Source organism: Methylophaga sp. UBA2689, from assembly GCA_002354555.1.
In the GTDB taxonomy this organism is placed as follows: Bacteria; Pseudomonadota; Gammaproteobacteria; order Nitrosococcales; family Methylophagaceae; genus Methylophaga.
In genome coordinates this window covers 12,507-25,029 of record DELT01000064.1, presented here as the reverse complement: position 1 = coordinate 25,029, position 12,523 = coordinate 12,507, and the positions used below count along the sequence as shown (strand labels likewise).

The following is a 12,523-nucleotide window of genomic DNA, read 5'->3' as shown; positions in this document are numbered from 1 at the left end:
CGGCATACGCCGTGCGTATTCGTTATAACCTTCGATGACCCACTGCGGCATTTTCTGGCCGACAGCAAGCAGATTCAGTTTCATTCACTATCTGCCGAAGCACTTTGCGTAACTTCAGCGACAGACCATAATTTTTCCAGATTGTAAGTCGCTCTGGTTTGCGGCGTCATAATATGTGCAATCACATCACCTAAATCCACCAAAGCCCATTCACCAATATCTTCACCTTCCATACCAAGAGGTTGGACGCCAGCCGCTTTTGCCTGAGAAGAAACTTCATTCGCCAGTGCTTTAACCTGTCTGTTGGATTTACCAGTAGCGATGATCATTACATCCGTAACATCGGTCATACCGGTTACATCCAGCACGGTGATATCCTCTGCTTTAATGTCTTCCAGTGCGTCAATCACTAATAATTTCAGTTGTTCTGCCTTCATGGGCACTCCAAATAATAAATTTCGTTGTTAAGTTTAACGTATGTCAGCCTGTGCGTCTGTGGTGGTTTCGACGAAGCGGTCACTAGGTTCCTCCGGAAACCACTGGCTGGTTTTTCTGGTAATAAAATAAACAGTCAGTCCTACCCACTCACGCCAGGCAGGCTCAAGTTTTTCCAGTTGTTCAAACACCGCAAAGTCCAACTGACGAGACTCTCCCGTTTGACTTCGATAATCCACCGGATAAGGCACAACATTTATACCCTGTCTTTCAGCAATACCTACTGAGCGCGGCATATGATAAGCCGAAGTCACCAAAAGATACTGACCATTTCTTTTGGGTATAACCGTTTTCAGCCGCTGGAAATTTTCATAGGTATTACGTGATTGAGATTCAATGATCAGTCGCTTTTCATCAATTCCCACCATGGTCAGTAATTGATGGCTAAGCTCGGCAGGCGTTGCCCCGGCATCAAAGCGCAATAAATTGCTACCACCGGTAAAAATGATTGGACTGTCAGGGTATTGTTTAGCTAACAGCGCAGCGCCAAAATAACGGTCACTGGCCTGGCCGACCTGAGGCTGTTGCCAGCTGATGGTGGTTTTTATATCTTCCCCGCCCCCCAGAACAATAATGCCATCAATATTTTCTGGCAGTTGCTGGGGTTTGCTGATACGAGCTTCCAGTGGATGAATTAACCAATCGCCAATTGGAAATATCATCAGACTCACACTGAACACCAGTGCTGGCAACAGAAATCTGAGCGCGATCGTTCGATAACCAAACAATAAAAACAGCGTGCCAAATACCAGTAACAGATTAAGCATCATAAACGGACTGAGCACCGCCCAGGCCAATTTTGATATTACAAAAAATACTTGTTCCATGAAACGTTACTGTTTTTTCGACGTGTAGAGTTCTAATTGCTCTATCACAGAAATAACCGAATCCGGTAACAAAAAGTTGACCGGGTTTCCCGCCGATAATTCATCACGGATTTGCGTCGCGGAAATCGCCATTGGCGTAACTTTCAATGGCCATATTTTGCCTGATGAGAGTTGTCGATCTTCTGCCTGAGCCAGATTCTGTTGATACCAGACCTGCAGTTCATCATGCATATCAAGTGTTTCATCAGGTCTTTGCACCACCACGATATGTGCTAATTGCAGAATTTGTTGCCAGCGGGACCAGCTGCTAATGCTACGAAAAGCATCGGTACCCAAAATAAGAAATAATGGGTTAGCGACAAATTGCTCGCGCAGACTGAGTAAGGTATCCACGGAAAAAGAGGGCCCTTCGCGATGCAGTTCTCGATCATCAACCGTTAATTGGGGTACATATTTTACGGCGATTTCCAGCATCAAACGCCGTGCATCAGCACTGGCCATGGTAGGCTGGCGATGCGGCGGAATCGCGCACGGAATCAGCCGCACATGATTTAACTCCAGCAGCTGGCAGACTTCCAGAGCCGAGCGCAAATGGCCGAAGTGTACCGGATCAAAGGTACCGCCAAGAATGCCGATTGCTTCGGGTTTATGTTCTGATTTGACCACTACCAAACACTATCCATTTTTGGGACGTCAAACCATTTAAACCCACCGGACCACGAGCATGCAATTTATCGGTAGAAATACCGATTTCAGCACCCAGACCATATTCAAACCCATCAGCAAAACGTGTTGATGCGTTTACCAACACCGAACTGGAGTCCACCTCCTGCAAAAAGCGTCTGGCGGTGGCATAATTTTGCGTCACGATACTTTCGGTATGGGCAGAACTATGCTGATAAATATGCAGCATCGCATCGTCTACATCCGTAACAATTTTTATCGACAGAATTGGCGCAAGATATTCAGTATCCCAATCGGCGTCCGTTGCCACGGTGATATCCGGCAGGATATGTAAGGTTTCATTACAGCCACGCAATTCAACGCCTTCATTGCTAAAACGTTGGGCCATAGCAGGCAAAAACTCGTTGGCAATATCAGCATGCACCAGCAGCGTTTCCATTGCATTGCAAACACCATAACGGTGACATTTGGCATTAAAGGCAATCTCTTGCGCCATGGTCAAATCAGCTTCCACATCGACATATACATGACAGATACCATCAAGATGCTTGATAACAGGCACTCGAGCGTCATGACTAATACGTTCGATCAGACTCTTCCCACCGCGTGGCACAATGACGTCGACATATTCAGGCATGGTGATCAGTTGCCCCACCACTTCGCGATCAGTGATTTCAACGACCTGAACCGCAGTAATTGGTAAACCGGCCTGCTGCAAACCTTGATGGATACAGGCTGCAATAGCCTGATTCGAATGTATTGCTTCGCTGCCACCACGCAGAATAGTGGCATTACCGGATTTCAGACATAATCCAGCAGCATCAGCGGTCACATTTGGCCGTGATTCATAAATGATGCCAATAACGCCCAGCGGTACGCGCATCTGTCCTAATTGAATACCGGACGGCCGGTACCGCATATCACTGATTTCGCCAATAGGATCAGGTAAAGCCGCAATTTGTTCCAGACCTTGTGCCATTGACTCAATGCGGTCATCGGTCAATGTCAGACGATCCAACATCGCAGCATCCAGCCCTTTAGCTTTGCCGGACTGTAAATCCTGTTGATTGGCAGTTTTCAACTCAGCAGCCTGACTGCGGATCGCCGTGGCAATCGCCAATAGCGCGGCATTTTTATCATTGGTCGTTGCACGGGCCAATACCCGGCTGGCTTCACGAGCTTGTTGACCCAGTTTCTGCATGTAGGCTGCGACTTCCACAGCACTCTCCTCTTTTAATTTCTCTGCTTTCATGTTTGCTGTAATTGCATTGGTACACCGGCGACCTGTAAACACAGGGTAGTCAGCATCCGCCAGGCATTATCATTACCGCCACCTTTTGCGGCGCGATCAATTGCCGCCATTTGCGGTAAAAATGTTCGCCATTTCACTGCAGCGTGACGACGTAATCCTGATTGAATCAATGGTCTTGCCTTATCCCAGACGGGAGGTTTCTGACTGCTGAAAACCTGGGTTGGAGCTGCACCTTTATCCAACTGATCAGCCATATCAATCATTCGATGTAAAGACCAGGATACTGCCGAAAACACCGCCAATACATCATTACCTTCAGCCTGTAACATTCTTAACATGCGCGGAATTTTGTCTGACTGACCAGCATAGACAGCATCCATCAGCGAAAATGCCTCAAACCGGGCACTGTCAGCTACGCTTTCCATTAATAATGGTTCATCCACCTGACCATCGGGGCTCAGTAATACCAGTTTATCGATTTCCTGAGCGGCTGCGAATAAATTGCCTTCTGTTCTTTCTGCCAGCAGGGTGGCGACCGAGAAGCTTGCCTGCAAGCCTTTCTGTTGCATGCGCTGCTGGATCCAGCGGGGAAGCATTTCAATACTGACTGGCCAGAGCGGAACACTAATGCCTGCACTTTCCAAGGCGGTAAACCATTTAGCTTTTTGTTGCTGTGGAGTCAGCTTGCCAGTGATCAGTAGTAAGAACGTATCGGGTGCAGGTTGCTCGGCAAACTCTCTCAAAAACGCTCCACCCTCTTTACCGGGAGCCCCAGAAGGAAGTCTGATTTCGACCAGTTTCTGCGAGGCAAACAGAGAAAGACTATCGTCGGCAAATCTAAGTTTGGACCAGTCAAATCGTGCATCGGCGTGCCAAACCTGCCGTTCGGCAATACCATGAACTTTGGCCTGCTGACGTATCATGTCTGCGGCTTCTTCCACCAGCAGGGCTTCATCACCGTACACCACACTGGTGACAGGAAAACTACGTTGTATCTGTGAGCTCAGCTGTTCTGCTTTTACTCGCATCAATTCTAATCCAAAGCGGACAAACGGCGAACTATTGCCTGACTAATCTGTTTTTCCATTTCTTCACGCAACAAACTTTCTTCACCATCACGGCCTAACACCTGTTCCTGGTCAAACTGATAATCTCGCTGGGCTTCAAAGCGTTCATTGTCTATTAATTTATTTTGCTGATTGTCTGTCAGTTGAAATGCAACTTCCAATATCAATTCATATTCACTGACCTTGGCATTGCCGCCCACTGACAATACGTTCCGCTCATAGCGGTTTTCCAGGAAGCTTAATACCGCAGCACCCTCCATGTAATCATCAATCACATTGATACCGTTACGTCTCAAGGTGCGTTTAAGTTCCAAGCCAAGTCCCTGGCGCATACTGATACCCTGAATATGCAATGTCTGTATGCTTTCAGGTAAATCTGCGGCACCACGCAACTGGAATCCGCAAGCCGCTACCGTCATACAAAAAACTGCAATAATCAGTTTCTTCAACATTACTGTTTCCTTTGTTTATCAGCCGACAACAATATTAATCAGTCTTCCCGGCACCAGAATAACCTTACGGATGGTTTTGCCATCAATATAACGCTGAACATTTTCATCTGCGATAGCCAGTGGCTCTATATCCGCTTGCTGTGCATTTACATCGACCATCAATTTCGAACGTAGCTTACCATTGACCTGAATCATCAGCTCGGTTTTGTCCTGTTTTAGAGCCTCGGCATCCACTTCAGGCCATTGAGCGTCAATCACGGCTTTGTCATAACCCAGCTGAGACCACAATGCATGACAGATATGCGGCGTAATAGGCGCTAACATCAACACAACTAATTCCAGCACTTCCTGACGAACTGACCGCGCCTGAGTATCTTGTTCGGTAAATTTGCTTAAGCCGTTCATCAACTCCATCACTGCTGCAATAGCCGTATTAAACGTATGACGACGCCCCAAATCATCGCCGACTTTTGTCAGTGTCTGATGGGCCAGCCGGCGCAGGTTTGTCGCCGCTTCGGAGAGATCGGTAAGATTTTTGTCTTTCACAACACCTTTTTCAGTGTGCTCATGAACACTGCGCCATAACCGTTTAAGAAAACGGTTGGCACCTTCCACAGCGTTGTCTGACCATTCCAATGACATTTCTGGTGGTGCGGCAAACATCATAAACAGGCGCGCTGTATCGGCACCGTATTCATCGATTAATGCCTGTGGATCAACGGTATTACCTTTTGACTTGGACATTTTGGCACCGTCTTTCAGTACCATGCCCTGGGTTAACAGGTTCTTGAATGGCTCATCACCACTGACCAGACCTTCATCACGTAATAATTTATGGAAGAACCTGGCATACAGTAAATGCAAAACAGCGTGTTCGATGCCACCAATATATTGATCAACCGGTAACCAGTAATCAGCTCGATGATCCAGCATCGCTTCGTGATTATCCGCACTGGTAAAACGTGCGTAATACCAGGATGATTCAAAGAACGTATCAAAGGTATCGGTTTCGCGGCGAGCCGGTTTGCCACACTCAGGACAATCACATTGATAAAACTCGGGCATGGATTTGATCGGCGAGCCCGAGCCATCGACCACCACATCTTCCGGCAATAACACAGGTAAGTCGGCTTCCGGCACGGGAACTGCACCACAGTGCTCACAGTAGATTATCGGGATAGGTGTTCCCCAGTAACGCTGTCGTGAAACACCCCAGTCACGTAACCGATAGTTGACCTGACGTTCGCCTTTATTCTGTTTGGTTAATTCATCGGCAATCGCGTCAAAGGCTTCTGCAGAAGTCAGACCGGTAAACTGCGACGAATTCACCAAACGACCTTTTTCGGTAAAGGCATTCTGTTGCAGGTCAATTTCACTGTCGTCTGTTGGTTCGATAACCTGACGGATTGGTAAATCATATTTTTGCGCAAATTCAAAATCACGCTGATCATGGGCCGGTACTGACATAACCGCGCCGGTGCCATAGCCCATCAATACAAAGTTAGCAACCCAGACTGGAATACGTTCACCACTGACTGGATGAATAACCGATACGCCAGTTGTCATGCCTTTTTTCTCAGCCGTTTCCAATGCTGCTTCTGTGGTGTCGGTTTTCTTACATTCTTCGATAAACTGCTGCAACTGTGCATTGGTTTCAGCCATGCGTAAGGCTAATGGATGTTCTGCTGCAATGGCCAGATAACTGACCCCCATCAGAGTATCCGGCCGTGTAGTGTAAACGGCCAGATCCTCTTCACTGTCAGCCACGGCAAAGGTGATTTGGACACCTTCTGAACGACCAATCCAGTTGGCTTGCATGGTTTTGACTTGTTCCGGCCAACCGGATAACTGTTGCAGATCATCACGCAGATCTTCTGCGTAATCTGTGATTTTCATAAACCATTGAGGTATTTCACGACGCTCAACTAATGCACCTGAACGCCAGCCACGACCATCAATAACCTGCTCATTGGCCAATACCGTTTGATCGACCGGATCCCAGTTAACGGCAGCCGTTTTGTTATAAACCAGACCTTTTTTGAACAAGCGTACAAACAACCATTGTTCCCAACGATAATAATCCGGTTTACAGGTGGCGATTTCTCGATCCCAGTCATACGCAAGGCCCAGACGCTGTAACTGAGCACGCATATAATCGATATTTTTATAGGTCCATTCAGCCGGTGGCACCTGATGTTTTAATGCGGCATTTTCAGCGGGTAAACCAAACGCATCCCAGCCCATTGGCTGCAACACATTTTTGCCCAGCATGCGCTGATAACGAGAAATAACATCACCAATGGTGTAATTACGCACATGCCCCATATGCAGCTGACCGCTTGGATAGGGAAACATCGACAGGCAATAGAATTTTTCTTTACTGGTGTCTTCGGTAGCACGGAAAGTTTGATGTTGCTGCCACCAGGTTTGGGCAGCAGTTTCGATCACATCTGGGCGATAATCAGCTTGCATGGGTTCTCTTTGTGAATACGGTGCAGGAAAGATGGAAGGATACCTCAGCGACAGAAATGCCGAAAGCACCGAATAGTTTATTGACACATCGGAGGATAATTTCTGGCAACAATGAAATCAGAAACAGTGCAGCAGATGATACTGCACTATGAAGTTTTATCTAGATTCTGAACTCTTCTAATTTACGTCCACGATTCAGTTCTTCGACCAACCATAAAGGACGTTTACCAAACCCTTTCCAGGTTTTTTGCGGATCTTGCGGATGACGGTATTTGTCAGCGCTTTCAGCACGAGGTTTGCGTGCACCTGATAAACCCACTCGCATATTTTTAGCCACAGCCGTCAGGGCTTCTGCAGGAGTAACTTTTTTTTCTTTTGCCAGGGTTCTTACCGCATCAGCCACAGCAACAACATCGCTATCTTTACTATTCAGTTCTGTAACTTTTTTTGTTTTCAATTTTTTAATTTGTTTTTTTGACTGACTAATCAATTTTTGCAGCTCTTGTTCTGAGAGTTTTTCCAGTTGCAAAGCAGATAAATTACTCATCACATTACCTTTATCTAAAACTTATAAAAACGAATAATATCAGTATTATTAACTTTGTCTATTTGAAAACTTTTTAATTCCCAACAGATACCAATACTTTGTATTTTGCATAAAGTTGATCATGAGATTCAACATTATCTGGATCTTTAGGTATGCAATCCACCGGACAGACTTCTACGCATTGTGGGGTATCAAAATGACCAACACATTCAGTACACAGGTCAGGATCAATTACATAAATTTCCTCGCCTTGCGAAATTGCGCCATTAGGACATTCCGGTTCGCATACATCACAATTAATGCATTCGTCAGTAATAAACAGAGACATGGTTTACTCCGATAACTCTTTATAAAACGGTAATCAAACCGATAAATTTTAACTCGACTATTTTTTGTCTGCCAGTTGCTGCTGTAAAGCCTGTTGTACACAGGGCGCAACAAACTGGGAAACATCTCCACCCAAAGCCGCTATTTGTCTGATCAGGCTTGATGAAATAAACGTAAATTGTTCTGCCGGAGCCAGAAATAATGTTTCAACTTCCCACTGTAAACGACGATTCATTGCGGCAAGTTGAACTTCATATTCAAAATCTGAAACAGCACGAAGTCCACGAATAATTACTGAGGCATTTCGCTGCATTGCATAATTCACCAATAATCCATCGAAGGATGTTATTTCGATATTAGGTAAATCATCCAGGGTTTGTTTCGCTAATGCCAAACGTTGCTCAATTGAAAATACCGGTTTTTTACCGGTGTCCGCAGCGACAGCAACAATCACTTTTTCAAATAAACGGCTGGCACGTTGAACCAAATCAGTATGCCCGTGGGTAATCGGATCAAATGTACCTGGATAGATGGCGGTGATTGACATGCCAAAACCTTATTGCATTTTAAATAAACAATATCTTACATCACCTGCCTGTTTATCTTTAAATAAATGCCAGTTATCTGGTAAGTCAGTCAGGTTTTGATGTTTATTACATTCCAGATAAACCAGACTATTTTTATGCAATAGATTTCGCTGATTTAATAAACCGGCTATTTCAGACCATAAATCGGCACCAAAAGGCGGATCCAGAAAAATAACATCGTATGGTGTACTGGATTGATTTAAGAACTGCTGTGCGGTTTGCCTGAACAATGCGCATTGCTCTGCAGCTAACATTGTTTTATTAGCCTGCAACTGTTTATAAGCCTGCACATCCAGTTCAATCATATCAACTTTGGCAGCGCCCCTTGAGGCTGCCTCAAAACCCAAAGCACCGCTACCACTGAATAGATCCATACAAACAGCTTCCGGCAAATGCGGTTGTAACCAGTTAAACAGCGTCTCGCGAATACGATCAGAGGTCGGTCTTAATCCTTCCACGACAGGGAATGATAATCTTCTCCCCCCCCATTGACCGCCGATAATTCGTACAGACTGACGTGATGATTTATTCAGCGTCGCCACCCACCAGTATTGTGACCATTTTTTGGGGATGAATACGTTTTTGATAAGCGGCTTTTATCTGATCAACGGTCACTGCGTTCACTCTTGAATTAAAGGTCTCCAGATGATCCAGCGGCAACTGATAAAAGCCCATCATCGCCAGATAATCGGCAATTTTACTATTGCTATCCAGACGCAAGGCAAATCCACCCGTAATATTTTTCTGTGCAGCTGTGAGTTGCTCTTTAGTCGGGCCCTGCTCAACAAAATCAACCAGCGTCTGATCCAGTACTTCCAATGCTAGTTCTGCCTGATCATTACGAGTCTGCAGGCCAAACTGATATGGCCCAGCCTCACGCATTGGTCTGAAATAACTATAAGCACTGTAAGATAAGCCACGTTTTTCACGAATTTCATCACTGATAATGGACACCAGTCCACTGCCACCTAAAACATGATTACCCACATACAGCGGGAAAAAGTCTGGATCATCGCGGGTTAAACCGGGTTGCCCCATCAGAATCGTGGTTTGACTTGATGGATAAGGCAGATGCTTTTGTTGGGCAGTTTCAAGTGATTCAACTTCAGGTAATGCTGCCGCTTTTTTACCTGCGGGAAGACTACCGGAAATTTTTTCAGACAAGGTTTTTGCCTGCTTAATATTTGCATCACCGACAATGACCAGTACAGCATTGTTCGCCACATAAAACTGCTGATAAAACTCCTGTAAATCGGCAATACTGATTTCTTCTATTGAATCTTCCGTGCCTATCGGCATAGATGAATATGGATGGTCTCCGTACAGCTGCTGATAAAACTCCCGTTCTGCTATGGCAGACGGCGATTGTTTTTCGCTTTGCAGACTGGTTTTCACTTGATTGACAAGACGTTCGAAAGACTTTTCCGGAAAGGACGGCTGACTGATAACTTCTACAAATGTATCAACGGCAGGTTGCAATGCATCTGCTTTGGATAAAGTCCGCAGACTCAGTACCGCCATATCCCGTTCAGACTCAGAACTGAACTCGGCACCCACATCATCAAATGCAGTAGCAATCGCATCGGTGTCTTTGTTTTTGGTTCCTTGATTGAGCATTGAGCTCGTCAGTAACGCCACCCCGCCTTTCGGATCCCTAGCAGCGCCAGCGTCAAATACCAGGCGAATATCCAATATGGGCAGTTCCTGGGCTTTGACAAAATATACCTGAGTGCCATTGGCAGTTTGCCAATTTTCTATTTGCGGACTGGCAGAAACACTAAAGGCCAGTAAGAGTCCAGTGAATAAAAAAGAAAACTTAGCGAGCATGTGGATCTCCCGAAGTAGGACGTGGAGTAGTATTGTCTGTGGGCATTGGAATCAGTTCTGCGACGGTAAGTCCTTCATCAATAAAATATTTTTGTGCGACCTGTTGAACCTGTTCAGCAGTAATTGCACTGATTTTATCGGGATAACTGTCAACCAGACGCCAGTCGAGGCCAACTGTTTCCAGCATGCCTAACTGCATGGCCTGATAGAAAACACTATCAAGCTGATAGACAGAGCTGGCAATCACCTGAGTTTTGACTCGTTGCAATTCTGCCTCGGTAACGGGTTCAGTTTTGATTTTATCAAGCTGATTCAACACCGCTTGTTTTACATCATCCACGGATTTACCTTGAGCAGGTGTACCAGCAATGGTAAATACATCATCCAAACGGGAAAACGCACTGTTATAAGCACTTATTCCGGCAGCAACCTGTTGTTCTCGAATCAATTCACGAGAAAACCGGCTACTTGCACCGCCATCAAGAATGCCTGCCAGAACATCCAACGCATAAGGCTCCCATTCTTCAACAGCGGTTTTTACGACCGGGACTTTCCAGCCCATCATCAAATATGGCAGTTCCGCAGGCGCTTTTAGTTCCAAAGTACGCTTGCCACGCTGAGCAACCTCAACTTGAGGTTTAACCGTTGCCAGTTGTTCTGGTTGCAATGGGCCAAAATATTTCTGTGCCAATTGGTAAACCTCGTCGGGCTTAACATCGCCAACTACCACAACGGTTGCGTTATTGGGGGCATACCACATTTGGTACCACTCACGCAGATCTTCAGGGTCATAATGATTAATATCATTCATCCATCCAATAACCGGGTGATGATAAGGGCTGTTCATAAACGCCATGGCATTCATTGCCTCACGTAATAACGAACGTGGATTATCATCAGTACGCATTCTTCGTTCTTCAGCAACCACTTCACGCTCTTTAAGCAACTCCGCATCATCAATAATCAGATTGCGCATTCGTTCGGCTTCAAGGCGAAAACTGATCTCCAAACGCTCTTTTTCCAAGGTCTGAAAATAGGCGGTGTAATCGCGTCCGGTAAAGGCGTTTTGTGACCCACCATTTTCGGCAATAATGCGGGAAAACTCATTTGGCCCAAGGTTTTCGGTGCCCTTGAACATCATATGTTCAAGAATATGTGATATACCGGTAATGCCATTGTGCTCGTAGCTTGAACCGACTTTGTACCAGACCTGGGAAACCACTACCGGTGCACGGTTATCAGGTTTGACCAGTAATTTAAGACCATTGTCCAGCTGATATTCACTGACTTGCGCAAAGCCAATAACAGGCACTATCAGCAGCGCCCAAACAAGTTTTTTTAAGGTGTGCATCTGCATCTCACAATTGATCACATGATAAGATTAATAATCGAACACTAACGACAAACCGAGAATATGTTTAGTTTCCTCAGAAAAAAAGCCAAACCCAGCGAAAACAGCAGCGAGGAGCAACTCCTCACTGAACAGCAGTCAATCACACATGATGCGGAAATTACTGCAGATACTCAAGCCAGCGATGTTTCAGAGACCCCAGGATTTTTTGGACGCCTCAAACAGGGACTGAGTCGCAGCAGTACCAAATTGACCGAAGGCTTTGCCGATTTGGTATTAGGCAGAAAGACCATTGATGATGATTTGCTTGAAGAACTGGAAACCCAACTGCTCAGTGCAGATTTAGGCATAGAAGCCACCCAGACCATTATTAACGACTTAACACAACGTGTTGCCCGCAAGCAGCTTAATGACCCAGAAGCCCTGTTTGCAGCAATGCATGCCGATATGGTGGATATTCTCAACCCAGTTTCCCAACCATTGCAGATTCCATCATCTGCCAGTCCTTTTGTGATCCTGATGGTGGGTATTAATGGTGTTGGAAAAACGACAACCATTGGCAAACTGGCCAAACAGTTTCAGCTGCAAGGCAAAAAAGTGATGCTGGCGGCCGGTGATACATTTCGTGCTGCAGC

Annotated in this window: 14 protein-coding genes; 1 reads left to right on the top strand and 13 read right to left on the bottom strand. The window is 45.7% G+C overall.

Annotation, left to right across the window (positions count from 1 at the left end):
• Positions 1–80: 80 nt before the first annotated feature.
• The 13 genes from rsfS to B3M51_RS07475 form a co-directional block, all read right to left on the bottom strand.
• The gene (rsfS, locus tag B3M51_RS07535; RefSeq protein ID WP_014706491.1) at positions 81–437 is read right to left on the bottom strand and encodes a ribosome silencing factor; all 357 of its coding nucleotides are present in this window, start codon (positions 435–437) and stop codon (positions 81–83) included.
• Positions 438–470: 33 nt separating this feature from the next.
• Positions 471–1,322, bottom strand: a complete 852-nt coding sequence (locus tag B3M51_RS07530; RefSeq protein WP_292757991.1) for a YdcF family protein — start codon at positions 1,320–1,322, stop codon at positions 471–473.
• Positions 1,323–1,328: 6 nt separating this feature from the next.
• Entirely contained in the window at positions 1,329–1,988 is a 660-nt protein-coding gene (gene nadD / locus B3M51_RS07525) for a nicotinate-nucleotide adenylyltransferase (RefSeq protein ID WP_349676719.1), read from the bottom strand.
• Positions 1,969–3,258: a glutamate-5-semialdehyde dehydrogenase gene (locus B3M51_RS07520; RefSeq protein ID WP_414673440.1), complete on the bottom strand. Its 1,290-nt coding sequence runs from the start codon at positions 3,256–3,258 to the stop codon at positions 1,969–1,971. The genes nadD and B3M51_RS07520 overlap by 20 nt, the downstream gene beginning before the upstream one ends.
• Positions 3,255–4,286: a DNA polymerase III subunit delta gene (holA, locus tag B3M51_RS07515; protein ID WP_292757987.1), complete on the bottom strand. Its 1,032-nt coding sequence runs from the start codon at positions 4,284–4,286 to the stop codon at positions 3,255–3,257. Before holA ends, B3M51_RS07520 begins: the two co-directional genes overlap by 4 nt.
• 5 nt (positions 4,287–4,291) lie before the next feature.
• A complete protein-coding gene (lptE, locus tag B3M51_RS07510; protein WP_292757985.1) occupies positions 4,292–4,777 on the bottom strand; it encodes an LPS assembly lipoprotein LptE in 486 nt (161 codons plus the stop codon).
• Positions 4,778–4,795: 18 nt separating this feature from the next.
• Positions 4,796–7,249 carry a leucine--tRNA ligase gene (gene leuS, locus B3M51_RS07505; protein ID WP_292757982.1) on the bottom strand — a complete coding sequence of 818 codons (2,454 nt, stop codon included), beginning with the start codon at positions 7,247–7,249 and terminating at the stop codon, positions 4,796–4,798.
• A 160-nt stretch (positions 7,250–7,409) separates the two neighbouring features.
• A complete protein-coding gene (locus B3M51_RS07500; protein ID WP_292481103.1) occupies positions 7,410–7,796 on the bottom strand; it encodes an H-NS histone family protein in 387 nt (128 codons plus the stop codon).
• A gap of 73 nt (positions 7,797–7,869) precedes the next feature.
• The gene (locus B3M51_RS07495) at positions 7,870–8,124 is read right to left on the bottom strand and encodes a YfhL family 4Fe-4S dicluster ferredoxin (protein ID WP_292481106.1); all 255 of its coding nucleotides are present in this window, start codon (positions 8,122–8,124) and stop codon (positions 7,870–7,872) included.
• A gap of 57 nt (positions 8,125–8,181) precedes the next feature.
• Positions 8,182–8,670, bottom strand: coding sequence for a pantetheine-phosphate adenylyltransferase (gene coaD, locus B3M51_RS07490; RefSeq protein ID WP_292481107.1), 489 nt, complete (start codon positions 8,668–8,670; stop codon positions 8,182–8,184).
• A gap of 9 nt (positions 8,671–8,679) precedes the next feature.
• Positions 8,680–9,252, bottom strand: coding sequence for a 16S rRNA (guanine(966)-N(2))-methyltransferase RsmD (gene rsmD / locus B3M51_RS07485; RefSeq protein ID WP_292757980.1), 573 nt, complete (start codon positions 9,250–9,252; stop codon positions 8,680–8,682).
• Positions 9,236–10,537: a M16 family metallopeptidase gene (locus tag B3M51_RS07480; RefSeq protein WP_292757979.1), complete on the bottom strand. Its 1,302-nt coding sequence runs from the start codon at positions 10,535–10,537 to the stop codon at positions 9,236–9,238. The genes rsmD and B3M51_RS07480 overlap by 17 nt, the downstream gene beginning before the upstream one ends.
• On the bottom strand, positions 10,527–11,888 hold the full coding sequence (locus tag B3M51_RS07475; protein ID WP_104934557.1) for a M16 family metallopeptidase: 1,362 nt from the start codon (positions 11,886–11,888) through the stop codon (positions 10,527–10,529). Before B3M51_RS07475 ends, B3M51_RS07480 begins: the two co-directional genes overlap by 11 nt.
• A gap of 63 nt (positions 11,889–11,951) precedes the next feature.
• Here B3M51_RS07475 and B3M51_RS07470 point away from each other — a divergent pair.
• A partial coding sequence (locus tag B3M51_RS07470) for a signal recognition particle receptor subunit alpha (RefSeq protein WP_292757977.1) occupies positions 11,952–12,523 on the top strand: 572 nt, incomplete at its 3' end.

Bases quoted from the DNA above. Each gene is read 5' to 3' on its own strand.
- coaD (WP_292481107.1), bottom strand. From the start codon at position 8,670: ATGTCAATCACCGCCATCTATCCAGGTACATTTGATCCGATTACCCAC.
- holA (WP_292757987.1), bottom strand. From the start codon at position 4,286: ATGCGAGTAAAAGCAGAACAGCTGAGCTCACAGATACAACGTAGTTTT.
- lptE (WP_292757985.1), bottom strand. From the start codon at position 4,777: ATGTTGAAGAAACTGATTATTGCAGTTTTTTGTATGACGGTAGCGGCT.
- B3M51_RS07500 (WP_292481103.1), bottom strand. From the start codon at position 7,796: ATGAGTAATTTATCTGCTTTGCAACTGGAAAAACTCTCAGAACAAGAG.
- leuS (WP_292757982.1), bottom strand. From the start codon at position 7,249: ATGCAAGCTGATTATCGCCCAGATGTGATCGAAACTGCTGCCCAAACC.
- rsfS (WP_014706491.1), bottom strand. From the start codon at position 437: ATGAAGGCAGAACAACTGAAATTATTAGTGATTGACGCACTGGAAGAC.
- B3M51_RS07480 (WP_292757979.1), bottom strand. From the start codon at position 10,537: ATGCTCGCTAAGTTTTCTTTTTTATTCACTGGACTCTTACTGGCCTTT.
- B3M51_RS07475 (WP_104934557.1), bottom strand. From the start codon at position 11,888: ATGCACACCTTAAAAAAACTTGTTTGGGCGCTGCTGATAGTGCCTGTT.
- B3M51_RS07530 (WP_292757991.1), bottom strand. From the start codon at position 1,322: ATGGAACAAGTATTTTTTGTAATATCAAAATTGGCCTGGGCGGTGCTC.
- B3M51_RS07495 (WP_292481106.1), bottom strand. From the start codon at position 8,124: ATGTCTCTGTTTATTACTGACGAATGCATTAATTGTGATGTATGCGAA.
- B3M51_RS07520 (WP_414673440.1), bottom strand. From the start codon at position 3,258: ATGAAAGCAGAGAAATTAAAAGAGGAGAGTGCTGTGGAAGTCGCAGCC.